The organism is Flavobacterium sp. KMS (assembly GCF_000813005.1).
In the GTDB taxonomy this organism is placed as follows: domain Bacteria; phylum Bacteroidota; class Bacteroidia; order Flavobacteriales; family Flavobacteriaceae; genus Flavobacterium.
Genome location: NZ_JSYP01000003.1, coordinates 215,775 through 242,167, shown reverse-complemented (window position 1 = coordinate 242,167; position 26,393 = coordinate 215,775). Strand labels below are relative to the sequence as shown.

The following is a 26,393-nucleotide window of genomic DNA, read 5'->3' as shown; positions in this document are numbered from 1 at the left end:
TTTTAGAGTAACCCTTTTTTTATGATTTAATGTTTTCCATTACCGTGTCCTTTCCCATTCCCATTATTACCATTACCATTATTCTTATGTTCTTTGTTATTCCCTTTACCTGGTTTTTGACCAATGGTTTTTTGTGGTTTACCTTTATAACCTTTACCATATTTTTCTTTATGAGTTCTATAATTATCATATGGTGAATTTCCTCTGTAATCCGTAAGAACAACTTTATATTCGTTATAAAGATCATAATTTCTATAGTTTCTAGGAAGATATTTTGCTCTTATCCATTTTCCGTTACTAATATAAATGTAATTAGATGCATTTATATCGTAGTACATTTCCAAATCTGGCAAATAATAATAGCGTACATCTGTATATCCTACAGGTCCCCATGCTGGTGGAGTACCAATATTAACATTAACTGATACTTGAGCAGATGAAAAACTAATCGTAAGAAATGCTATTCCTATAAATAAATATTTCAATATTTTCATGATTTCAAATTTTATTAGATTAATAATAGATATGTAAAAACAAAAATCGAACCTAAAGTTGTTTTTTGAGAATATTTATTAAAATAAAATAATGAATATCTCTTGTCAATGTGTTTAAATTTATAAAATATTCTGTTGCAAAATTATATTATAACGGCATTTTTTGCTCCAGTCTAGCTCTTCGCTATGGGTTTAAAACATCCTAAAAAAATATTATTCTATAAGATGTTCTTTTATAATCAAGATTTTTTTTCTAGTTGGCAGAAAAAAAAATAAAATAATCGTTAGCTTAAATCTATTTATTTAATAATTTTATAAGTCCCTACAAAACAAATTATTGTCTATAATAGATAGACAATTTAGTCATCATTTTAATTTCCATAAAATCTTAAAAATATTTTAAAATCTTAAAAATATTTCAAAATGGCACAGTTAATGCAAAAGAACCAAAACGATAGAATAATCAATACTTATTGAAGTATTACAAAATTTAAAAAGAATGAAAAATTTAAAATGCATGTTTGTTTTGATGATGGTAACACTAGTTTCATCATTTACTTATGGACAAGAGACCCTGAAAATGTTTGTAAAAGAGAATAAAGTACCTTGTCAAGGTGTAGGTCCAATGGAGTGCTTACAAGTAAGATATGACAATGAAAAAGACTATCAACTTTTTTATAATGGCATTGAAGGTTTTAATTTTGAAAAAGGAAATAAATACGAGATTACTGTAATCAGAACAAAACGTGAAGGAATTGTTCCTGCGGACGCATCTATTTATACGTACAAACTAAAAAGTATTATCTCTAAAACACCTGTAACAGCTGCCAAAACTGCTAAAGGTATTTATGATACTAAAATGACATTAACCCGTTTAAATGGTAAAACAATATCTACAGGAAATGTGTATTTGACAATCGACTCAGCTACAGGAACAATTAGCGGAAAAAGCGGATGTAACAGATTTAGTGCAAAATACACTAAACTTGCTTCAAAAAATCAAATTCAAATTGGTTCTTCTGCAGGAACTTTAATGGCTTGTGATGAAGCGAGCATGAAATTAGAACAAGAATTTACTAAAGCTATACAAGATCAAAAGTTTAAAATTGTACAGAAAAAAAATAAAGTACAGTTTAAAAACTCTAAAAATAAAATCATTATGGAATTTACGATTCCTACACAAAATGATGTTTGGAGCTTTATTGCTAAAAACAATTGGAAATTAATCATGCTTGAAAATGTAGGGCAGGATTACGGAAGAGCTTCAATTAAATTTGACCCAGCTACTAAAAAAGTGAGCGGAAATTCTGGATGTAATAATTTCTTCGGAACATATACACTTAAAGGTAACGATCAAATTCAGTTTGGAAATTTAGGATCTACCAGAATGGCATGTCTTGACGAAAAAACTTCTAAAATTGAACAAAAAGTACTTTCTCTTTTAGATAATAAAGAGCTACGTTTTGATGTGGCAGAGCAAACCTTAAATTTTTATCTTGGTGATAAATTAATAATGATGTTCGCAACTACAAAGTAAATCTTATAGTATATATAACAACAAAAGCCTGACAATGTTCAGGCTTTTGTTGTTTATACAAGTTGATGAAACTCTGTTTATAGCAACTAGTTTTTTATCTTATATAATAAATTTATACTAAAAGACAATGATAAATTACATCGAAAATCATTTTTTAGACTAATACATTTGTAACTATTAAAATTAAATTTCTTTTTATAACGCAACTTAGTTGCATTATAAGCAAACGTTTTTATATTTGCAAAAAAGAAAATTACTTAACAGAACATATAAATTAGAACTGAATTAAAATGAAAAAATCGATTATTATCTTAGGGTTACTATTTTTTACACTTATTGCAAAAGCACAAGAAAATGAAAAACACGAATTTCGCGTAGGTTATAGTGATGCAACATTCCTTATTATGGGAACAGGGATTTCGAATGCTTTTGGTGATGCAATTGTTTCTGGAATATACGGAGCCAAAATCGATAATGCAGAAGATAGTACCCTTGGAATGTTTGAAATTGGATATCGCAATCGTATTTCTGAAAGATTAAAAATAGGGGTTGATGTAAGTTATCTTAGAACCGATAAATCGTTTGAAACAAAACTTCCAAATTCAGGTGGGATAGAACACAATAAGCGTAGAGCTCAATATTTTTTGGTACTACCTACTATAGAATTCAGTTATGTTCGTACATCCTTTATAAACTTCTACGGTTCGGCTGCAGCTGGAATCATCATGATGCAAACCAAAGAAATTGATAATACCAATGCTTATACAGATAATGCAACTGCATTTGGTTTTCAGGTAAATCCGGTTGGTTTAAGAGTAGGGAAGAAGTTAGGAGGGTTTGCAGAGCTAGGTTTTGGTTATAAAGGAATAATAGTAGTAGGAATAAGCTATAAACTTTAGTTTTAAGAGATTCAAGTCAACTTTAAGTTAACCCTAACTTTTTATAGGTAAGTATTTGCAATACAAAAACCTATATAACTGACCTTGAGACTCCTCATTTTATTTAACATTATTAAAGTTCTATTTTTTGAAATTTTTTTCTTTCAAAAAAAATAGCTATCTTTGCAGAGTTAAAAGCAAATATAGTAATGACTACTTCAAATTTTTATTTAAAAAATAATCGCTTGATGCGCCTTATGGGCACGTTACTATATCTGCATGATGATACTTTCTTAAAAAGTTCTAAAGAGTTTATTAATTAAGCCCTGTCAAAACTCTAGACAGGGACCCTTTTATTAAGGCAACTCATTTATTTAATCTTCAATTTTTATTTAGGATTCTGATATCATTGAATTCAAACACACCAAGAGCCACAAAAAGTTCAATGATGAGTTATATATCATACCTATGAGAATGGAGCAAACAGAAAGTTATGTCAGCAAATCAAAACATCATTTTAACAACAGGAATATACGATTTAATTAAGGATCACGTAAGAAGAAAGAAAGTAACAATAGAAGAAGAAAAATTATTACTTTTTGAACTTAAAAAGGCAACACAGGTACTAAGAAGAGATTTACCAGAAGATATTGTTTCAGTAAATAGAAAAGTAACCTATAAAGACCATGCAACAAACGAAGAAAAAACAGTTGTGTTTGTAGGTCCTGAGAAAACAAAAGTAAGCAAAAACAAAATTTCAATTCTTTCTGATGAAGGTATTGCAATGGTAGGATACAAAGTAGGTAATCTAGTAGAATGGCCTGCTAAAAAAGGGGATTTGAAATTAGAAATCCTAAAAGTAGAAGAAGTAGCTTAAAACCCTTTTTCAATCAAAAAAATATCCCAAAAGAAGCCTTTCTTTATGGGATATTTTTTTTGACTAAAAAATCTTATTTAAACAAAGGTTAAACTAAGCTTTATCAAATCAATATATAAGTATCCTATACCTCGCCATCATTAATACATTCCTATTTATAAGGTAATTATGAAATTTTATCATAAAAACATATAACAATTTTGCCCGATAAATTCTGAAATTTGAATAACAATACAATACAGTTTTACTACAGGAAATTGATTTTATCAAATAAAAAAGGAAGTATATGGAAAAGAAAACAAAATTTCCTGAGCAAAAACAAAATTTGCCAGGCCATGAACATAAAATGACTCCCGAACCTGAAATAATCCGCGAAAATTATATGGGCAGTAGGAAACTTGCAGATAAAGTTGCTTTAATAACAGGTGGGGATAGTGGTATTGGTCGTAGTGTAGCGGTACATTTCGCAAGAGAAGGAGCAAACATTATCATTGTTTATTTAAAAGAAGATATAGATGCCAAAAGAACAAAACAACTGATAGAAGGGGCAGCGATGCTTAATAATTAGTGGCGATCTTAAAGACATTAAATTTTGTAAAAACGTCATAAAAAAAAGTATACAAACCTTTGAAAAATTAGATATAATAGTGAATAATGCAGCGGTTCAATTTCCTGAGAAAAAACTTGAAGATGTAACCACCATACAATTACAAACTACTTTTGAAACTAATATTTATCCCTATTTTTATATTACAAAATTTGCCTTACCTTATCTAAAGGAGGGCGCTAGCATTATCAATACCAGTTCGGTTACAGCCTATCGAGGAAGCGCACATTTAATAGATTACGCCAGTACAAAGGGGGCAATTGTAAGTTTTACCAGGTCATTATCGACAATGCTGATAAAAAGAAAAATAAGAGTTAATGGCGTAGCTCCTGGCCCGATATGGACACCGCTAATTATCGCTACTTTTGATAAAGTTTCTGATTTTGGGACAAAAACTCCAATGGGAAGAGCAGGTCAGCCATCAGAAGTTGCACCAGCTTATGTATACTTGGCTAGTGAGGATAGCAGCTATGTTACGGGACAATTTATTCATGTAAATGGAGGAGAAATGGTTGGGAGTTAAGATTAAAACAGTCTTTTATACCTAATCTTAAATAATCTCTTCCAGAGATTTGCTTAAAATAGCAACCGCCTTTTCCATTTCAGCTTCGTCTAAATGTCCGAAACCTAAACGTGTAGCGGTTAGATTTTTTGTTTGATATAAAATAGTTTTCGGCAAGAACAATCCATTTGCAATACATTGCTTTTGCAAGTTTATTAAATTAAAATTATCAAGCCATTCTACCCAAATAGCCAAACCCCGAAGAGGAATTTGAAATTTGATTTTTCCATCTAATTTTTCCTTTAATAACGAAACAAAATAATCTCTTCGCTCTTTATAGATTTTTTTATTTTTTTTAGAAAGACGATGAACTTCACCTTCCATAATCCATTCGGTTAAAACCTGTTCCTTAATAACATCAATTTCAGGTTCCAGAATGTTTTGATGCTTTTCTAATTCCTTAATAAATTCTGATGGAGCAGCAATAAATCCATAACCAAAACCTGCTGGCAAGGATCTGCCAAACGATCCAATATAAACTACTCTTTCATTAGAATCTAAGGCAGCCAAAGGTAATACAGGATTATTATCATAATGGAAATCAAAATCATAATCATCTTCTAAAATAACAAACCCATATTTATTAGCTAATTCTAATACTTCCATTCTTCTTTTAGCACTAAGAGAAGTTGTTGTAGGATAATGATAATTAGACGTAAGATATAATAGTCTGATACTCTGTTTTTCGCAAATCTGCCTTAGATGCCCCGTGTCGATTCCGTCTTTATCAACAGGTATTGTAATTATTTGCGCACCACTATCAGATAATGTCATATTCGACATATAATAACCCGGAGAAGCCACAACAACTTTATCACCAGGACTAATCAGTAATTTTGTAACCAGATACAAACTGATTTCATGGCTAGTAGTTGTGAGTAAATTTGATGTTGAAATACGAATACCACGTGTCAGATTTAAAAAATTAGAGAACTGAGTCTTAAAATTTAAATGCGACTGAGTTTGAATTTGTTCCCAAGTTTTTGTGTTCTTTTTTCTTTTTAATTTAGATACATATAACCTCGCCAGAACATCAGTTTGAACCAATCGTAAATCGGGTAAACCATCATTAAATTGGTAGGGTAAAGTGCTGATTTCTTTCGGGTTTTCAAGAATTGTAGAACGCTTAAAAGTAAAAGGTTCACTTATTTTTGAAGCATTTTCACCTTCAATCGGAACAAATTCGGCTTTGTTTTTTTGTTTTTTTTCAGATAAGATAAACGTTCCTTTATTTGGCAAAATTTCAATCCAGCCTTGTAATTCTAAATCCTGAAAAGCTTTAATAAGCGTATTTCTATTAACCTCCAATAATTTACATAATATACGAGTTCCAGGAAGTTTTGTGCCTTCAGGAAGTAATCCGATTTGTATCGCTTTTATAAATTCAAAAACTATTTGCAAGTATATAGCAGTTGACTCTTCAGGCTTAAGCTGAATAAAACTTTTGAAAGGAATTTGAACCGGACTATCCATTTTTATAAAACTGGTACACATTAGTAGTACGGCAAGATACTACTTTTGCAAAAAATTAAAACAAATGACAAAGATTTATTTTGCTATATTAACCTTTATGAGTGTTGGTTTATACGCTCAAGTACAAAAAGATACTATTAAAATTGACGAAGTAATAATTCACGAAAATAGATTTAGCACTCCAATTTCTAAAAAAAACAGAAATGTATATATAATTGATAAAGTTGCAATTGAAAAATTACCAGGAAAATCTATTCAGGAAATTTTACAATATGCCAATGGTGTAGATTTAAGACAAAGAGGACCTTTTGGGAGTCAAGCCGATGTAAGTATAGATGGAGGAAGTTTTGAGCAAACAGTTGTTTTTATAAATGGGACAAAAATTATTGACTCACAAACGGCACACAATATGCTTAATTTGCCTATTCCGGTTGAATTAATTGAAAGAATCGAAATAATTCGTGGACCAGCTGCTCTTACTTATGGTGTTAACAGCTTAACTGGAGCCATAAATATTATTACCAAAAAACCAACCAAATCTGGCTTTTTAGTAAATACGTATGCTGGATCTAATTTTGAAAAAGATACGCAAGATACAGGAGATACATTTTATGGTACCGGAATTCAGGTAGGAGGAGTTTTAAGCAAAGAGAAACAACAACATTCGCTTTTTGCTTCACATGATAAAAGCAACGGTTATCGATACAATACAGCTTTCGAAAATAATAAAATATTTTATCAGGGTAATTTTCAGATTAACGACAATAATGAAATTTTAAGTTCATTCGGTTATATTAACAATGGCTTTGGCGCTAATGGATTTTATGCTGCTCCTGGTGACAGAAACTCAAGTGAAGTTGTACAAACTACCTTTGCATCTGTACAATCTAAACATAATCTATCGGAAAAATGGACATTGATGCCTCGAGTAAGCTACAGATATAATTATGATGATTATCGTTACTACGGAATTTCTAACCTAAAAGCGGGTAGAAGCCAGCATTATACCAACTCTATAGCTGCAGAAATTAACACAACCTATAAGATGGAAAGGGGAGAACTGGGTTTTGGTGCAGAAGTACGAAATGAAGACATTAGTTCGTCTAACATTGGGGATCATGATCGAGAAAATTTTGGAATTTATCTACAATACAGAACTACTTTTATTGAAAAACTAGATGTGAATTTTGGTACTTATCTTAATTATAATTCAGATTATAAATGGCAAGCTTATCCAGGAATTGATGCTAGTTATGCTATAACTGATGCGTTTAAGATAATAGGAAATATCGGAACAAGTCAGCGTATACCTTCATTTACCGATTTATACCTTAACCAACGTCCGGGGAATATTGGAAATCCTGATTTGTTAACCGAAAACGCTTTTCAGAGCGAAATAGGATTCAAATACACGAAGCAAAATTTTAGTTTTAATGCCAATTATTTTTACAGAAAGATTAGCAATTTTATAGATTGGACAAGAAATGTAACCACTCAGCCTTGGCAAAGTAATAATTACGGAAATCTAAATACAAATGGTTTTAATTTACGTACCAACTATAGAGTTAACTTTTCTAATGATTCTAGGTTAAATATCAATCTGGCGTATTCTTATTTAGATTTTAAATTTCAAGATGTTATCGATGATCTTTATTCTAAATATCTGGTTTCTTCTTTAGAGCACCAAATAACCAATACAATCGATTTTCAGCATAAAAATTTTACGGGACTATTTGCTACCCGTTTTAATAAAAGAATAACAGGACCATCATACTGGATTAACGACTTTAGAGTAAGTCAATCTATAAAAAAAGTAACTATTTATGTTGATGCACAAAATATCTTCAACACAACTTATTACGAGGTTGGAGCAGTTCCGCTTCCGTCAAGATGGTTTAGTTTAGGAGTGAAATTTGTGACTTTCTAAACATCATAAACTAAATATTTTTACCGCAAAGGGCGCTAGGGTTTACGCAAAGGGTACAAAGCTTAACGTAAACCCTTTCGTCCTTTATTATTAACCTAACTTGACCATTTTTTTACCATTAAGAAAAAAAGAAAAATTAAGCTTAATCCTTAATGGTTAAAATTTTCAACCTAAAGATTATAAACCTTTGTGACCTTTGCGGTAAACTTAACGCTAATCCTTAATGAAACTTAATGTCTTAATGGTTAAACTTTTTAACCTACAGATTATAAACCTTTGCGCTCTTTGCGGTAAACTTAACGATATTTATAAAACGGTTAATTGAATTTTAATAGTAGATTTGTCGATACTATATTTAATAAAAAATCTGATCTAACAAGGATATGAGTACATTATTCGTTAAAAACATGGTCTGCAATCGTTGTATTATGGTAGTTCAAAATGAACTCGAAAAACTCGGTTTAGACTTTGCAAATATTAAGCTTGGAGAGGTTAGCCTGACAAAAGAACTAAGCTCCGACGAAAGAAATTCGATAGAAGAAGCATTAGTTCCTTTAGGTTTTGAGGTAATTGATGATAAAAAAAGTAGAATTATCGAAAAGATAAAAAACATTATCATCGACCTGGTGCATCATCAGGATAATGACACAAAAAACAATTTATCTGATATCTTGAGCGAAAAAATCAATCATGACTATAATTACCTTTCTAATTTATTTTCGGAGGTAGAAGGCACCACGATAGAAAAATATTTCATCGCTCAAAAAGTCGAAAAGATAAAAGAACTTTTGGTTTATGATGAGTTATCACTGAGCGAAATAGCTTTACGTTTAAATTATTCCAGTGTTGCGTACCTAAGTAATCAATTTAAAAAGGTAACAGGGTTAACACCAAGTCATTTTAAACAAATTAGGGAAGAAAAAAGAAAACCATTGGATAAGGTTTAAGTAAATATTACAAATCAAACCCATAATTACACAATAAAATTCATAGATATTGTCGCCAACTTTGCATGTAAATTACAACACGTGAAATATGGCGACAAATAATAATAGTAAAGATACAATTTTCATTCCGCTAGAAAATGTAGATAGCGAGCATTGTGCTTTAATCGTAGAAAAAGGATTAGCGGAGGTTAAAGGCGTTGAAACTCACAAAGTAGAAGTAAACAACCGCAGAGCTGCCATTACTGTTAAAGGTAATGAAACTGTTGGTAATGCTGTAAAGGCTATCAAAAACTTGGGATATAATGTTCCCACTGTTAAAAATACTTTTCCTGTTCTAGGTATGACTTGTGCCTCTTGTGCAGGCAGCGCAGAAAGTATTGTAACGTATGAATTGGGAGTAGTTGATGCATCGGTAAACTTTGCAACAGGAAACTTAACTGTAGAATATCTTCCAAATCTAACAGACGCAAATAAACTTCAAAAGGCTATGCAAGCCGTTGGTTACGATTTACTTATTGTAGACGAAACCAAACAGCAAGAATCTCTGGAGGCAATTCATGCCGAGAAATTCAAAAAATTAAAAAATAAAACCATTTGGGCAGTGCTATTGTCGTTACCCGTAGTAACGATTGGTATGTTCTTTATGGATATGCCTTATGGAAATGAGATTATGTGGTTCTTTTCGACTCCAGTAGTGCTTTGGTTAGGGAAAGACTTCTTCATAAATGCATGGAAACAAACGAAAAACAGATCTGCCAATATGGACACTTTGGTGGCTTTAAGCACAGGAATTGCTTATCTGTTCAGCGTTTTCAACATGTTATTCATGGATTTCTGGCATCAACGCGGATTACATGCTCACGTTTATTTTGAAGCGGCAGCAGTAGTTATTGCATTCATCCTTCTTGGTAAATTATTAGAAGAAAAAGCCAAAGGAAATACTTCATCTGCAATTAAAAAATTAATGGGTTTACAGCCTAAAACTGTAATGGTTATTCAGCCTGACGGAACGGAAAAACAAATAGCAATTGAAAACGTAAATGTTGGTGATATTATCCTTGTAAAACCAGGAGAAAAAATTGCTGTGGATGGAATGGTGACTTCAGGAAACTCGTATGTAGATGAAAGTATGTTAAGCGGTGAACCAGTTCCTGTACTGAAAACGGAAAACGAAAAAGTATTTGCTGGAACTATAAACCAAAAAGGAAGTTTTCAATTCAAAGCAGTTAAAGTTGGAAAAGAAACCATGCTTGCGCAAATTATTAAAATGGTGCAAGATGCTCAGGGAAGTAAAGCTCCTGTACAGAAACTAGTTGATAAAATTGCAGGCATTTTTGTACCAATCGTGATTAGTATAGCAATACTTACTTTTATTGTTTGGATAGTTCTAGGAGGAGAAAATGCTGTGGCACAAGCTTTATTAGCAGCAGTTACAGTACTAGTTATTGCTTGTCCTTGTGCATTAGGTCTTGCAACACCTACAGCAATTATGGTAGGAGTGGGCAAAGGTGCCGAAAATGGTATCCTGATTAAAGATGCCGAAAGTTTAGAACTAGCAAGAAAAGTTACTGCAATTGTCTTAGATAAGACCGGAACTATTACTGAAGGAAGACCACAGGTAACTGGTGTTAAATGGCTAGATAATAACGATGTAACAAAAGATATTTTAATTAGTATCGAAAAGCAATCCGAACACCCTTTGGCGGAAGCCGTAGTGAAAAATTTCAAAAGTATACCAAACGTAGTTCTAACCCATTTTGATAGTATTACTGGTAAGGGAGCAAAAGCAATCTATATGGACGAAACCTATTATGTAGGTAACAAAAAATTGCTCGCAGAAAATAATATCACTATTGACAATACATTATTGGATCAAGCTGATGCATGGGGTAAAGAATCTAAGACTGTAATTTGGTTTGCTAATAGCAAGCAAGCACTTTCGGTTATTGCAATTTCTGATAAAATTAAAGAAACATCTGTAGAAGCGATCAAACATCTCCAAGGTATGGGTATTGAACTCTATATGCTTACTGGAGATAATGAAGCTACTGCAAAAGCTATCGCAGAACAAACAGGAATAAAACATTATAAAGCAGAAGTAATGCCACAGCACAAAGCCGATTTTGTAAAAGAATTGCAACAGCAAGGTAAAGTTGTTGCCATGGTTGGTGATGGTATCAATGACAGTACAGCCTTGGCAACAGCCGATGTAAGTATTGCAATGGGTAAGGGAAGCGACATCGCAATGGATGTGGCAAAGATGACCATTATATCATCAGATCTTAACAAAATACCTCAAGCTATTCGACTATCTAAACAAACAGTAGCTACCATCAAACAAAACTTATTCTGGGCGTTTATTTATAATCTTATTGGTATTCCTCTTGCTGCAGGTATATTATACCCTATAAACGGATTCTTGCTAAACCCAATGATTGCAGGAGCTGCAATGGCTTTGAGTAGTGTAAGTGTGGTAAGCAACAGCTTACGATTAAAGTGGAAAAAGTAAACTTATCTGAGCTATAAATTCTCAAGACAAATTATATAGTCAGATTACATAAAATTAATAATGTAACACAAAAGCTCACCATATAAGTGATGTAAGTTCATTTAAGTTTACACAGATTAACTATACTTATATTTACTAACTTCACTTATGTGGTTAAAATAATTTCATTTGAATTATTATGAATGCTTTTTGGTAGTACTTGAACAGTTCAAACTACGAAGTTTATTAAATCTGTAATTAAAAAAAAAGAAGCTAACTATCTTGATGCGTTTGCCAAACGGCGGTTTCCTAATGCATTGGCCGCCGTTTTATATTACCTCTTAGTTTAATTGATTTTTATTATTGACCTCATTTTTCCTCTTCATTAATCTTTGAAGCTAGTTAAAATGAGGTCTTTTTTTTTGAGAAATACGCGCTGCAAGAGAAACCTTTGAATCTTTGCCTCTCTGTCCCTCAGAACCTTTTTTTAAACAATCAGTAAATTTTATAAATCAAATTAGGAATAGCAATATAAGACACAGCTCAACTATCAGGAAATTTGTAAAACAAAATTCAAGGAAAATAGAAAAAGCATCATTAATATCAATTTTATGACATTACTAATAAAAGGAATGGTGTGCAACAGATGCATTTATGTTCTCGAACAAGAATTTTTAAATCTAGATTTAGAAATCATTGCTATTGAGCTAGGACGTGTTGTAATAAAAGATACAGCCAACTTTTCTGTGAACCAAGAGGCAATTAAATCCATGCTTAAAAAAAATGGATTTGAATTACTATTTACTAAAACCGAAGAAACTGTAGAAAAGATTAAGGAACTAGTAGAAATAGGCATCAAAATGCAATTGGACAATGGAAAACCAACTAAATTTTCTACATTAATCAGTAATAAACTGACTAAGAATTATGATACACTTAGCGCTTTATTTTCGTCTGTAGAAGGACAAACACTTGAAAAATATATCATCCTCAGAAAAATCGAAAAGATAAAAGAACTCCTTGTTTATACCGATCAATCGATGTCTGAGATTACCCATACTTTAGGATATAGCAGTCCTGCACATTTATCTAACCAGTTAAAAAAATATACTGGTTTTACTTCTTCCTACTATAAAAAAATACGGTTTGATAAGCTTGCTATTATTGAGAAGCAATCTCATATAAATAGCGCTTCTTAAAAAATCATTTCAGTCCTATAAAACTAATTTCACGAACAATCTTGTCACCCTGAGCGGAGTCGAAGGGCACAAACTAGTCTTAACACAATGTTGTCGAGCTACTGGTGGAGATTCTTCGGCTCCGCCTCAGAAAGACAAGATTGCGACTGTTTTTTTAAACGGTTATCTCTTAAAACCTATCTCTCCACAACTTAAGACGCACTGCGGTGCGTCTCTACGGAAAACCTTTGCGTCTTTGAACCTTCTCAAAAACCTTTATCCTCAATAGCTAAGACGCACTGCGGTGCGCCTCTACGAAAACCTTTGTGCCTTAGTACCTCAGAGCCTTTGAACCTTTCTTAGAGCCTTTAAAAAAGTAAATCTCACAACTCTTACCTGTAATTGTGTATAAAGCCCGCTAGCATCTCACTGTAATTTTGACATTGAAATTTAATAGTTAGTTGGATAATTAAAAAAAAGAACATGTTATACAAACATACTACACAAAGGTTGGGAATTTTAGTTCCCTTGTTGAGCATCTTATTGATTGCTTGTGAGAACAAAACTGAAAAAGCACCAGAAAAGGATGCAACAGCTAAGGCGGATGCCAACAAACTACCAGTTGACATTATAATTGCCCAAGAAAAACAACTCAATCAGGAAGAGGTTGTAGTGGGAACGATGATGCCGTATCGCGAAGTCTCTATTGTGAGCGAACTCCCTCAAAAAATTACTCATGTAGCATTTAAAGATGGTAGTTACGTGAGCCAAGGAGCTGTGCTTTACAAACTGAATGATGCCGACATCAGATCGCGGTTAAAACAGGTTGGTGCCGAACTAGAACTGGCTCGATTAACTAAAGACAGAATGGCTAATCTTTTAAAAACCGAAACTGTAAGACCACAGGAAAACGATGAGGCAGTTATGCGTTACCAATCCTTGATTGCACAGCAAGAACTCCTTAGAGTAGACTTAGCCAAAACCGTAATTAGAGCTCCATTTTCAGGAAAAATCGGAATTTCAAAAGTACATCTTGGGGCTTACGTATCGCCTGGAGCAGAACTAGTAATACTGCAAGATCAAAGCAGTATCAAAATCAATTTCTCTGTTCCAGAAAAATACTTGCCGTTGATACAAACAGGAAACAAAGTAAGATTTACTTCTGAGTTATCCGATCAAGAATATTCGGCAACTATCAATGCTACCGAACCGGGTCTTGACGCTCAAGGCAGAAGCTTACAAGTACAGGCAATAACTAATAATTCAAACGGAAAATTTCGTGCAGGCCTTTCGGCAAAAGTTTATTTCAGTGTCACTCAGAAAGGAGCAAAAGGTATAATGATACCAACCGAAGCTTTGTCGCCAAGTGATAAAGGATATGCTGTTTTTGTAATAAAAAACGGAGTAGCAAAACCTGTGGCAGTAACCATAAGTAATAGGACAGAAACGGATGCTGTTATCACATCTGGGATTAAGACTGGCGATAGTATCATAATTTCAAATATGCTACGCATAGGAGATGGTACTCCTGTAAAAGTCGTTGTACCCAATTAATCAAATTCAAATTTTAGCGTTATGAGTATATCAGCTTTAAGCATAAAAAAACCGGTTTTAGCCGGTGTATTCTCCCTCCTCATTGTTATTTTAGGAATAATAGGATGGAAACAATTAGGGATTCGAGAATTTCCATTAACAGAACCACCAGTAATTTCAGTAATTACTTTCTATGCTGGTGCAAGCCCAGATGTAATCGCATCTAAGCTTACCAGACCAATGGAAGAATCTATATCGGAAGCAAACGGAATACGCACCATTTCTTCTGAATCCAGGGAACAAGTAAGTGTAATTTCAATAGAGTTTAACCGTGAAATAAATATTGAAGACGCATTAAATGATGTCAGGGATAAAGTTGCCAAATCACGAAAACAGCTTCCTACAGATGTAGATCCGCCGATTGTACAAAAAGCATCTTCGCCAGATAATTTGGTAGCATTTCTTGAAGTAGAAAGCGATACCAAAGACATAAAAGAGGTCAGTCACCTCGCATCTACTACGATAAAAGACCGAATACAGTCTATCCCCGGAATCAATAATGTTGCTATCGTGGGAGAACATAAATACGCCATGCGTCTTCGGTTTGAACCTTCTAAGCTTGCTGCTTATCAACTAACTCCCGAAGATATCCGTAAGGCATTATTAAGAGAAAACATTGATTTGCCTGCGGGTAGGATAGACGGGAATAACAGCGAACTAAGTATTCGTACAATGGGACGTCTTACTTCCGTAAAAGATTTTGAGGAAATGCTCATCAAACAAGTTGATAATAGAGTAATCCGATTAAAAGACATTGGCTCAGCCGAATTAGGAGAAGTAAACGAACGTACGGCTATCATCAATGAAACTGGAGGCCTTAACCGCGTGGGTATAGGTGTGGCTATCCAGATACAACGTGGTGCAAATGCTATAGAAGTAGTAGATGAATTTTACAGAAGATTAGATCAGCTAAAAAAAGATATCCCATCTGAATACCGCTTAATAGTAGGCTTTGATTATACCCGTTCTGTAAGAGAATCTATTAAAGAAGTAGAAGAAACACTCTTTATCGCTTTTGGTTTAGTCGTATTAATTATTTTTCTATTTCTAAGAGACTGGCGATCTACAATCATACCAGTATTAGCAATTCCAGTTTCTATTCTTTCCGCATTTTTTATTATGTATATAGCTGGTTTTTCTATCAATATACTTACCCTTTTGGGATTAGTACTTTCCATAGGATTGGTGGTCGATGATGCTATTGTAGTACTCGAAAATATCTACAAAAAAATTGAAGAAGGAATGTCGCCCATACAAGCAGCGTTTAAAGGCTCTAAGGAGATTTATTTTGCAGTTATTTCTACTACCATCACGCTTGCAGCAGTATTCCTGCCGATTGTTTTCATGGGAGGAATCAGCGGTCAGCTATTTAAGGAATTTGCTATTGTCGTATCAGGTTCTGTAATGGTATCGGCTTTTGTAGCACTGACACTTACTCCAATGCTGAGTGCTTATTTCTTGAAGAAAGAAGAAAAGCCTAGTTGGTTTTATAGTGTGACTGAGCCTTTTTTCGTCCGTATGAATAATGGATACGCTAGTTTGTTAATCACATTTATGAAATTTAGATGGTTAGCGTGGGTATTTTTGATAGGCACAACTTTACTTATTTATCTTGTTGGGAAAGGACTTCCTTCTGAGCTAGCACCGATAGAGGACCGTTCGAACATGAATCTAATTGCCGTTGCTCCCGAGGGTGTTTCTTTCGATTATATGAAAAAACACATGACCGAAGTTGGAAAATATGTAAACGATTCTACCGATGGATTATATCAAACCTATTCGATGGTTGCAATCTCATTTATTCCCGCTCCAGCACCTGTTAACGTAGCTGTACAAAGTATCTATCTTAAAGATCCGAAAGATAGAAAATCAAGTATTAAGGATTTATACAATCAATATGGTGCGGCGTCGGGGAAATTTAGAGGATTTCTTTTGTTTCCTTATTTGCCACCAACTATCGGAAGCCGTTATGGAGGAGGTATGCCAATACAATATGTATTGCAATCGCCAAATCTTGATAGTCTAACAGCGGTGCTTCCTAAATTCCTGGCAGCAGCACGTCAAAGCAAAAAACTACTATTTGTAGATGCAGATCTTAAGATTAATAAACCAGAGATAAAAATAAATATTGACAGAGAAAAAGCAGCCTTAATGGGCGTATCTATGGAAGAAGTAGCTCATACGCTGCAACTTTCATTCTCAGGACAGCGTTACGGATATTTCCTGCGCAACGATCGTCAGTATGAAGTAATTGGACAATTAGACCGACAACACAGAAATGACAAAAGTGATTTAAGCGCTATCTATGTTCGTTCAACAACAGGTAAGATGATTCCGTTGAACAACCTAATAACAACTGAAGAAGCTGTAAGTCCAGCAGCAATATACCGATACGACCAATATATATCGGCAACAGTATCGGCAGCAACAGCAGAAGGAGTGAGTCTTGCAGAAGGAATTGAGGAAATCGAAAAGATTAAGAAAGAAGTGTTAGGAGAAAATTTCAAAAGTTCATTAGCAGGTCAATCGCGAGATTATGACGAAAGTCAAGGTAATATCGCCTTTACGCTAGTCCTTGCATTATTGCTTATTTATATGATTCTAGCTGCTCAGTTCGGAAATCTTCGTGATCCATTAACCATTATGTTAACCGTGCCTATGGCAGTAACAGGAGCAATTCTTAGCCTATCGTGGTTTGGTCAGAGTTTAAATGTATTCAGTCAGATTGGGATTATTACACTGGTAGGATTAATTACCAAGAACGGAATCCTTATCGTAGAATTTGCCAATCATCTAAAAGATACAGGACTTTCTAAATACGATGCCGCAATACAGGCAGCAGAGCAGCGTTTCCGTCCAATTTTAATGACATCGCTAGCCATGATATTCGGAGCATTACCTATTGCGCTTACCGTTAACAGCCGCCAGTCATTAGGAATTGTTATTGTGGGAGGACTTGTCTTTTCGGGAATATTAACATTGTTTATCATCCCGGCAGTTTATTCTTATTTGTCAAGCAAAAAAGGAGAAGTTGTTATTGTAGAAGAAGATTCTGAAGACACAAACAGTCCAGCCATAGAATCATGATTTTAAATCTCAAAGAAGATAAAATGAAAACAAATATCTTACACATAGTTACAGCGCTGCTATTGCTAAGCAGCGCTAATGCAGTGCATGCACAGAAAAAAAAGCTAGCTCTCACAGATGCATTAGAAATGGCAAAACAGGGAAACAAAGCATTACAGGTTCAAATATTAGAAGAAATAAATGCTAAAGAAATGACCCGAGAAACAAGAGGTGGTTTGCTGCCCAGTATTTCGGCAAACGCAGGGTTTTCTCATTATTTCGACAGGCAGGTTATATTTCTCCCAGGTTCCTTTGTAGGCACAGATAAACCAGTGCAGGATTTCGCTGTTGGCGGAAGAAATACTTATAATGCATTCGTATCGTTGTACCAACCCATCTTTGCACCAGCGACACATCAGCTTACAAAAGCTTCTAAAATCAACGAGAAAATTCAAGACGAAAAAACTGCCGATTTAAAAAGTCGGGTAGCGCTTCAGGTTTCTAGTCTTTACCTTAACATACTGATGATGAACAGACAACTAGGTTTACTTCAACAAAGCCATCAACGTAACATCAAAGCACTTAAAGATTCAAAATCGCTATTTGCACAAGGCAGAGGACTAAAATCAGATACACTAAGGAGTTTTATTGCTGTAGCAAATTTAAAATCATCTGTTTCTTATTTAAAAAATAATATAGAGGTATCTGCCATTGAGTTAAAAAGACTCATAGGATTAGAAGATTCGGGAGAAATTGAACTGACAGACAACCTTGAAGATACCGTAAAAGTAAGTCAAGGCGAATTTTACCAAGTTGATGAAGCATTGCTAATTGCTGATAAAAACAGGAAAGATTTGAATATTCAAAAACTGACTATTGATCTTCAGCAAAAAAAATTAAAAGCCGCTCAGGCAGGACTATTACCACAGCTGGCATTAATAGGACAATATCAGATACAGGCACAAGCAGATGATATGGAAATTAACGAATATGCTTGGCCAAGAACTTCTTTCTTAGGCTTACAGCTTAGCGTACCAATTTTCAATGGCAATCGCACTAAATCTCAGATTAATCAAGCAAAAATTAAAACGCAGCAAGAAGACATATTGCTAAACGATTTAAAAGATGAAGTTAAGACTGAACTTGCCACAATTATAAGCAAATGGAAGGAATCCGTAACGCAATTAGACATACAGGAAACAACGGTAAAGTCGGCAGAATTAAATTACCGAATGATTGATGATCGTTTTAGAAATAGCTTAGGCTCAAGGCTTGAACTAACAGATGCTGAACTAGCACTAACACAAGCCAAAATAAATTACCTAAACGCTGTGTATAATTTGCGAATGCTACATGTAGAATTACAACAAGCCCTTGGACTGCTAACTCTATAATTACTAACTAAAACAATTAAATAAAAATATGACTAAAAATAATAAACAACCAATAGACAAACCTACACCATATAGCAAACGATGGTCGGCACTTTTTTTGCTATGTACAGCACAATTTATAGTAATTATGGACACCTCAATTATTGGGGTAGCCTTGCCAGCAATAAAAGCGGATCTTGGTTATTCGCAAAGTGGGTTGCAATGGATATTTAATGCATACGTTATCCTATTCGGAGGATTTTTGCTTCTCGGCGGGCGTTTGTCTGATTTGTTTGGTACACGTAAAATTTTTATGTGGGGATTCATTATCCTTTCTGCCGCATCACTTTTGGCAGGTGTGGCTTGGTCTGAAGCTGCACTAAATACAGGAAGAGCTTTACAAGGTTTAGGCTCGGCACTTATTGCTCCGGCAGCACTTACTTTGGTATTATCTAAATTTACTGACCCTAAAGAACTCAATAAAGCATTAGGTTTTTGGGGAGCATCTGCCGCTGCGGGAGGTTCTGCAGGAGTTTTCCTTGGCGGAGCAATTACTCAATGGCTTTCTTGGCATTGGATATTCCTAATTAATATTCCCGTAGGACTTATAGTATTAGCATATAGCAAGAGTTTATTATTTGCTGGTGTTACCCGCAAAGGAAAAGTAGATATTGCAGGTGCAATTCTTGCTACAACAGCATTAGTAGTAATGGTGTATGCAATCGTGTCGGGAGAAGGAGCAGGGTGGAAGTCTTTACAAACCATTGCCTTACTAGGTCTTTCTTTGTTACTATTTCTTGTTTTCTTTATTGTTCAAAAACAGAAAAAAGAACCATTAGTACCAATGAGTATTTTTAAAGTTCCTAATCTTTCAGGAGGTAATCTAGTAATGGCTTTAATGGCCGCAGGATGGATTCCGTTATGGTTTTTTCTAAATCTTTATTTGCAGCAAACGCTTAATTATTCTGCCTTTAATAGCGGACTGGCTTTATTACCAATGACAATTGCTATCATGTTTTTAATGGTTGGAGTTACAGGAAAGTTGGTCGCCAAATTTGGTTTTAAAGCAAATCTAATTGCTGGATTAATCGCACTTACAGGATCACTTCTTCTGTTTAGTACAATTCCGCCCGACGGAACATTCTTAATCAATGTCTTGCCTGCATCTTTATTGGGAGCACTTGGTATGTCATTAGCCTATATTCCAGGTACTATCGCCTCAATGTCTGGAGCTAAACCCGAAGAAATGGGACTTGCTTCTGGCTTGGTTAATACAAGTTATCAGGTAGGTTCGGCTTTAGGACTGGGTATTGTTGTTGCTATTTCAGCAGCAAAAACAAATACGCTTAAAGCAATGGGTGAAACTGATATTGCAGCATTAAATACAGGTTTCCAGACGGCTTTTTTCTCCGCAGCCGTTATATGTGCCATTGCTGCAATTATAGCCGCTTTTTCAATAAAAACGCTTAAACAATAAATGCTATTCAAAAAACGAGCTTTATAAATTCTTAAAACAAACCATTTTTTGACCTCATTTTTAATCCTCTTCTTTAATAGTTTGGAAGTTGATTAATGATGGGGTCTTTTTTTTTTGAAAATAAATTCCAAAACACCATAAAAAACTATAAATCAACTATTTTAAATAAAAACTTTAAAACTTATTCACTAGACAACTTGGCATCTGCGCAAGAGAAACCTCTGAACCTTTGCACCTTTGCTTCTCAGAACCTTTATAAATACATTCTTTAAGACGCACTGAGGTGCGTCTCTACAGGAAAACCTTTGAACCTTTGCCTCTCAGAACCTCAGAACCTTTTCTTAAAACAATCAGTAAATATTATAAATCAAACAAGGAATTACACCATGAAAAATAGTGGTACAATTCTGAAATTTGTATTATAAAATAAATCAAAATGGAAAATATAATATTAAGTATACCTGATATGAAAAGTGGACATTGTCAGGCTAGAGTAAATACTGTTATCAAAAATATAGATGGAATTCAAATTCAAAAAATAGAAGCTGGAAAACTAGCCGCTTCTGTAGAAGACAATGATGCTGCAGAAAATCTTATAGAAGCTATTAAAAAGGCGGGATACACTGTTGGTAATTAATAATAGTAATCAGCCCAGCTGTAATCCGAATTATGAAAAATGATACTGCACAATATAAAACAGGAATGGTGATGATTCCAGACATATCTGGTTTTACAGATTTTGTAATAAATACCAATATGTTTATCGGTAAATACATAACCGAAAGTCTGCTAAAATCAATAATAGACAGCAACACATTATCCTTAGAAGTTTCGGAAATTGAAGGTGATGCCATATTATTTTACAAATACCACAAAATACCGTCGTTTGGTACTACATTAACTCAAATTGAAGTAATGTACAACAACTTTAGAAGAGAAATATCCAGACTATCATTACAGCTTTCTATGGAAATTCCTTTATCCCTAAAAATCATTGTGCATTATGGTCCTTTTACCAAATATAAAATTGGCAGATTTGAGAAACTTTATGGAGCACCAGTTGTAGAAGCTCACAAAATGCTTAAAAATCATATTGCCAAATTTCCGCCGTATGCTTTGTTCTCAGATGCATTTTTAAAGGCCAATTTTGAACAACCGGCTAAAGCAACTATCGAATATGATACTTGCGATAATTGTATGTACTTACCAGAAATTGGTTATATACATTATTTGTAACGTTTGTAACGTTCCCTATTTTCTTAAATTTGTAATAGAAGCCTAAATAAAGTATAAAAATGGAAAGCTTAGAAAAAAGATTATTGAACAGGAATATAAAGCCAACATCAATACGGTTATTGATATTTAAAACAATGACTGAATTTAAAAAAACTTTTAGCCTAACAGATCTGGAAACGGAATTAGAAACCGTAAATAAATCAACCATTTTTAGAACCTTGACTTTGTTTCATGAAAACTTGCTTATTCATAACATTGACGACGGTTCTGGTTCAATGAAATATTCAATTTGTAATGAAACCTGTATGTGTACCGTTGGAGAATTACACGTTCATTTTAATTGTAACCGTTGCCATAATACCTATTGTCTCGAAAGTATTTCTATACCACCAATTCAGCTTCCTGAAAAGTTTTTATTAGAAAGTGTCAATTTTGTAATGAAAGGAATTTGCGAAAATTGCTCCAAATTCTTTTAGATTTTCTCAAGAATAAACAAGTATTTATATCTTTAGAAAATCCTTTATTTCAGGCCTTGAATTGCCCGACAATCAGGAAATAATTTATTCTCTAAAGATTTTTAGGAGCTATTTCCTGCTATCATTCCAAATCTTTTTTATTGAGAAAAACAATAAAAAAGGATTTTCCCTTCTATCAGGGCTAGAAATGCAACCGCGTGGATAATTGATGTTTGTAAAAAATTTGCGTTTTTGCGATAAATTTATTCTATGCAAGATTATATATTTTTCCTTAACTTAATAAAATTGATTTCAGATTTTTGACTAACGCTTTTTGATTTCAGAAGTATAAATTGCAACCAGGTTCCCAAAACAGACTTATAACTTTGCCATAGAATTAAAAACTATTAGATATGTCAAAGCAATGCTGCACTACAGATAATCATTTAAAACCTCAAAAAAAAGAAGCGCACCAACACCAGTGCGATACTACCAAAAAAGACCATAATCATGTGCATGACCATAGTCACGGACACGATCATGATCACAGCCACGACCTCGAAGATAAAACAGCATTTCAGTTATTTTTGCCTGCTATTATCTCCCTCATTTTATTATTGATTGCGATAGCTTTTGATAATTATTTTCTGCAACCTTGGTTTACTGGCTGGGTAAAATTAGCATGGTACATCATAGCTTATATTCCTGTTGGGTTACCAGTTATAAAAGAAGCGATTGAGAGTATACGCTACAAAGATTTCTTTTCAGAATTCTTTCTTATGGTTATTGCTACAGTTGGTGCTTTTGCCATAGGCGAATATCCAGAAGCTGTAGCTGTTATGTTGTTTTATGCAGTAGGCGAGGTGTTCCAAACACTTGCCGTATCTCGTGCCAAAGGAAATATAAAATCACTACTGGATCAACGCCCAGACGAAGTTACTTTACTCAAAGAAAATAAAACGGTTATTATAAAAGCTGAAAATGCAAAAATAGGAGATCTCATTCAGCTAAAACCAGGAGAAAAATTAGGACTAGACGGCGAACTGGTTTCGGAAAGTGCCTCATTTAACACTGCCGCCCTTACGGGAGAAAGTAAACCCGATACGAAATCTAAAGGCGAAACTGTATTGGCAGGTATGATTAACGGTAGCACTATAAGTTTAGTAAGAGTAACCACAGCCTATTCGGATAGTAAACTTAGTAAAATATTGGAGCTGGTACAAAATGCAACTGCTCAAAAAGCACCCACGGAATTGTTCATTCGTAAGTTTGCCAAAGTATATACACCTATTATCGTATTGCTTTCTATTGCAATTACGTTGTTGCCAGCGATATTTGTAGATACTTATGTCTTTAGTGAGTGGTTATACAGAGCATTAGTATTCTTAGTTATTTCTTGTCCTTGCGCCTTGGTAATTTCTATCCCTTTAGGCTATTTTGGAGGTATTGGAGCAGCAAGTCATAATGGTATTTTATTTAAAGGTTCTAACTTTTTGGATATTCTTGCTAATATTCAGAATGTTGTAATTGATAAAACAGGAACAATGACCGAAGGCGTTTTTAAAGTTCAGGAAGTAATAATAAAACCCGAGTTTAATAAAGACGAAATCCTTAAAATGGTCAATGCGCTCGAAAGCCAAAGCACACATCCTGTAGCAACTGCCATTCATGACTATGTTGGCGAGATAGACAATACCATCAATTTAGTAGGGACGGAAGAAATAGCCGGACATGGACTAAAATCGACTGTAAACGGAAAAGAATTGCTTGTTGGTAATTTTAAATTACTTGATAAATTTAATATCAGCCATGATGCCGACACAGCAAATATTGTGTACACGGTTATAGCTATTGCTTATGATGGGAAATTTGTAGGCTATCTAACAATCTCAGACAGCATTAAAGCTGATGCAAAAATAGCAATCGATAAGTTACATAGCATGAATGTAAAAGTCACTATGCTCAGCGGTGATAAAAGTGCCGTTGTAAATCATGTTGCTAAGCAATTAGGAATAGATAATGCTTACGGAGATTTACTACCAGAAGACAAAGTGAATAAAGTAAAAGAAATCAAAGCCAGTAACGGTAGTGTAGCTTTTGTGGGCGATGGTGTAAACGATGCTCCAGTAATTGCTCTGAGTGATGCAGGAATTGCAATGGCCGGTCTAGGAAGTGATGCTGCCATAGAAACTGCCGATGTGGTAATACAAGACGATATGCCATCAAAAATTGCAATGGCAATAAATATTGGTAAACAAACCAAAAAAATAGTTTGGCAAAACATCATATTGGCATTTTCTATAAAAGCCATTGTACTTATACTCGGAGCGGGCGGACTTGCTACCATGTGGGAAGCTGTATTTGCCGATGTAGGAGTTGCGCTATTGGCTATACTAAATGCCGTTAGAATTCAAAAGATGAAATTTTAAAGAAGACATTATGATATCCCTTAATCAGTAAATATCACAAATCAAATAAGGAATATTGTAAACGTATTGAGGCATTATTGACGGAAATTTGTGGTATCAAATAATTATTAAAGTATCAATTAAAATGGAAAATAAAAATCTTCAATTTAAAACAACCCTTAATTGTGGTGGATGTGTAGCAAAAGTAAAATCTGATTTAGACAATGCTCAAGGTATTGGCGAATGGAATGTAGACACTGATAATGCCGACAAAATCCTTACAGTGCAATCAGAAGGAGCAACAGAAGACGAAATCGTTGCTATCATCAAAAGTAAAGGTTTTAAAGCGGAACCTTTATCTGTTTAGTATTGTAAACACACCTTATTCCAAAAGAGGTTAAAAGCAAAAAGTCAATATTATTACAGTTATGCAGTTTGGAAAGAGCTCGATACCATATCGGGCTCTTTCTTTTTAGTTCTTAAATTCTATTTTAACCATAGCGCACGGTTTCAACCATGCGATACGAATTATGATAATACATTGCGCTCCAGCGGTTAAAACCGTTGCAATATTTATAAGATATTTTTTTGTTCGCAATCCATTATCTGTAAATGTCACAAATAAAACCAGAAAAAGTGTAATGATTAGATTATAAGAAACATAGAACTTTGTAACAGGTAATAAAGCCTTTAAAATAATTAAAAATAGTATGAATAAACTAAAAATTTTATTGCTCGGAACAGCATCTATTGCTATGCTATCCGCTTGTAATAATACAGGAAACAAACAAAACACATCAGATATGGATATACATCAGCACGCTAATGAAGAAACTAATTATGTTTGTCCTATGCATCCTGAAGTAACAGGGAAAAAAGGAGAAAAATGTTCAAAATGCGGAATGGAATTAGAACCTTCAGCAGCAAAGAAGGATAGGGCTTTTGATGTTAAGTTATCTAGTAATCCTGAAGTAATTCAGGCTGGAAAACCAACGAATTTATCAATCTCAGTTACCGAAGATGGTAAAAATGTAACAATGGATGTAGTACACGAAATGAAGATGCATCTTTTGGTTATGAATGAAGAATTAACATGGTTTGATCACGTTCACCCAAAAGAACAAACGGATGGTACTTATAGTGTTTCCGAAACATTTCCGGGTGGAGGTAAATATTTATTATTTACCGATTACAAACCAGTTGGTGCGTCTGGTAACGTCAAAATGATGGAAGTTGAAGTAAAAGGAACTCCTTTGGATATACCAAAAACGGCAACAGAAAAACTAGTATCTAAAGTTGATAATTATACTGTTACATTAACTAACGGAAATGATTTAAAAACAGACAGAGGTCAGTTACTAAAATTTACTGTAGAAAAAGGGGGTAAGAAACTAGAGGAGAAAGATATTGAACAGTATCTTGGAGCAAGCGCTCATATTGTAATGGTTGCTAAAGAAACTAAAGACTTCCTGCATATCCATCCAATATCTGATAAAAACTTCCCAATTTACGCAGAGACTCAAGTTAAAAAAGCGGGTATTTATAGAATGTGGGTACAGTTTAAAATAGATGGTAAACTTCATACAGCAGATTTTACAGTAAATGTTTCTGAAGGTCCTAAAGCTACAGGCGATAGTCATGATAAACATGCTCACCACTAAAAGTAAACTACTATCCAATAAAATAATTTATTTTGCTGTATAGATAAAGTACTGTAAGTGTTGCTAGAAATTTATTTAAGTGTTGCTAAAATTTTTAGCGAATACAATAAAAATATTTTAACCATAATAGGAAAAAATAAGTGAATATAAGTACTC

Annotated in this window: 19 protein-coding genes and 1 pseudogene; 18 read left to right on the top strand and 2 right to left on the bottom strand. The window is 33.9% G+C overall.

Annotated elements, in window-relative coordinates; genetic code table 11:
• Positions 1 to 26: 26 nt before the first annotated feature.
• The gene (locus OA93_RS05375; RefSeq protein WP_039112098.1) at positions 27 to 494 is read right to left on the bottom strand and encodes a hypothetical protein; all 468 of its coding nucleotides are present in this window, start codon (positions 492 to 494) and stop codon (positions 27 to 29) included.
• Positions 495 to 993: 499 nt separating this feature from the next.
• Between OA93_RS05375 and OA93_RS05370 the strand changes: the two genes are divergently transcribed.
• From OA93_RS05370 to OA93_RS05355, 4 genes and pseudogenes are all read left to right on the top strand, one after another.
• Positions 994 to 2,031: an META domain-containing protein gene (locus OA93_RS05370; protein ID WP_039112097.1), complete on the top strand. Its 1,038-nt coding sequence runs from the start codon at positions 994 to 996 to the stop codon at positions 2,029 to 2,031.
• A gap of 290 nt (positions 2,032 to 2,321) precedes the next feature.
• Positions 2,322 to 2,930 carry a hypothetical protein gene (locus tag OA93_RS24030; protein ID WP_052259380.1) on the top strand — a complete coding sequence of 203 codons (609 nt, stop codon included), beginning with the start codon at positions 2,322 to 2,324 and terminating at the stop codon, positions 2,928 to 2,930.
• 472 nt (positions 2,931 to 3,402) lie between these two features.
• Complete coding sequence (locus OA93_RS05360; RefSeq protein WP_039112096.1) at positions 3,403 to 3,786, top strand: GreA/GreB family elongation factor; 384 nt, start codon at positions 3,403 to 3,405, stop codon at positions 3,784 to 3,786.
• Between the two features lie 286 nt (positions 3,787 to 4,072).
• A pseudogene (locus OA93_RS05355) lies at positions 4,073 to 4,916 on the top strand (SDR family oxidoreductase).
• Between the two features lie 27 nt (positions 4,917 to 4,943).
• On the opposite strand, the gene OA93_RS05350 reads toward OA93_RS05355, so the two are convergent.
• Complete coding sequence (locus OA93_RS05350) at positions 4,944 to 6,428, bottom strand: PLP-dependent aminotransferase family protein (protein WP_039112173.1); 1,485 nt, start codon at positions 6,426 to 6,428, stop codon at positions 4,944 to 4,946.
• A gap of 64 nt (positions 6,429 to 6,492) precedes the next feature.
• On the opposite strand from OA93_RS05350, the gene OA93_RS05345 reads away from it, so the two are divergent.
• The 14 genes from OA93_RS05345 to OA93_RS05280 all read left to right on the top strand — a co-directional run bounded on the left by OA93_RS05345 (position 6,493) and on the right by OA93_RS05280 (position 26,237).
• On the top strand, positions 6,493 to 8,355 hold the full coding sequence (locus OA93_RS05345; RefSeq protein WP_039112095.1) for a TonB-dependent receptor: 1,863 nt from the start codon (positions 6,493 to 6,495) through the stop codon (positions 8,353 to 8,355).
• A gap of 383 nt (positions 8,356 to 8,738) precedes the next feature.
• Positions 8,739 to 9,302, top strand: a complete 564-nt coding sequence (locus tag OA93_RS05340) for an AraC family transcriptional regulator (protein WP_039112094.1) — start codon at positions 8,739 to 8,741, stop codon at positions 9,300 to 9,302.
• An 88-nt stretch (positions 9,303 to 9,390) separates the two neighbouring features.
• Entirely contained in the window at positions 9,391 to 11,811 is a 2,421-nt protein-coding gene (locus tag OA93_RS05335) for a heavy metal translocating P-type ATPase (protein ID WP_039112093.1), read from the top strand.
• 590 nt (positions 11,812 to 12,401) lie between these two features.
• Complete coding sequence (locus OA93_RS05330) at positions 12,402 to 12,989, top strand: helix-turn-helix domain-containing protein (protein WP_039112092.1); 588 nt, start codon at positions 12,402 to 12,404, stop codon at positions 12,987 to 12,989.
• Between the two features lie 462 nt (positions 12,990 to 13,451).
• Positions 13,452 to 14,522, top strand: coding sequence for an efflux RND transporter periplasmic adaptor subunit (locus OA93_RS05325; RefSeq protein WP_039112091.1), 1,071 nt, complete (start codon positions 13,452 to 13,454; stop codon positions 14,520 to 14,522).
• Positions 14,523 to 14,543: 21 nt separating this feature from the next.
• Complete coding sequence (locus tag OA93_RS05320) at positions 14,544 to 17,648, top strand: efflux RND transporter permease subunit (RefSeq protein ID WP_039112090.1); 3,105 nt, start codon at positions 14,544 to 14,546, stop codon at positions 17,646 to 17,648.
• Positions 17,645 to 19,021, top strand: coding sequence for a TolC family protein (locus OA93_RS05315; RefSeq protein WP_346425741.1), 1,377 nt, complete (start codon positions 17,645 to 17,647; stop codon positions 19,019 to 19,021). The genes OA93_RS05320 and OA93_RS05315 overlap by 4 nt, the downstream gene beginning before the upstream one ends.
• A 28-nt stretch (positions 19,022 to 19,049) precedes the next feature.
• Entirely contained in the window at positions 19,050 to 20,477 is a 1,428-nt protein-coding gene (locus OA93_RS05310; RefSeq protein WP_039112089.1) for an MFS transporter, read from the top strand.
• Between the two features lie 436 nt (positions 20,478 to 20,913).
• Positions 20,914 to 21,114 carry a heavy-metal-associated domain-containing protein gene (locus OA93_RS05305; protein ID WP_039112171.1) on the top strand — a complete coding sequence of 67 codons (201 nt, stop codon included), beginning with the start codon at positions 20,914 to 20,916 and terminating at the stop codon, positions 21,112 to 21,114.
• A 32-nt stretch (positions 21,115 to 21,146) separates the two neighbouring features.
• On the top strand, positions 21,147 to 21,713 hold the full coding sequence (locus OA93_RS05300) for a DUF2652 domain-containing protein (RefSeq protein WP_039112088.1): 567 nt from the start codon (positions 21,147 to 21,149) through the stop codon (positions 21,711 to 21,713).
• Positions 21,714 to 21,772: 59 nt separating this feature from the next.
• Entirely contained in the window at positions 21,773 to 22,189 is a 417-nt protein-coding gene (locus OA93_RS05295; protein WP_082001773.1) for a transcriptional repressor, read from the top strand.
• 392 nt (positions 22,190 to 22,581) lie between these two features.
• On the top strand, positions 22,582 to 24,597 hold the full coding sequence (locus OA93_RS05290; RefSeq protein ID WP_082001772.1) for a heavy metal translocating P-type ATPase: 2,016 nt from the start codon (positions 22,582 to 22,584) through the stop codon (positions 24,595 to 24,597).
• Between the two features lie 124 nt (positions 24,598 to 24,721).
• Positions 24,722 to 24,943, top strand: a complete 222-nt coding sequence (locus OA93_RS05285; RefSeq protein WP_039112086.1) for a cation transporter — start codon at positions 24,722 to 24,724, stop codon at positions 24,941 to 24,943.
• Between the two features lie 343 nt (positions 24,944 to 25,286).
• Positions 25,287 to 26,237, top strand: coding sequence for a heavy metal-binding domain-containing protein (locus OA93_RS05280; protein WP_240474674.1), 951 nt, complete (start codon positions 25,287 to 25,289; stop codon positions 26,235 to 26,237).
• Positions 26,238 to 26,393: the final 156 nt, after the last annotated feature.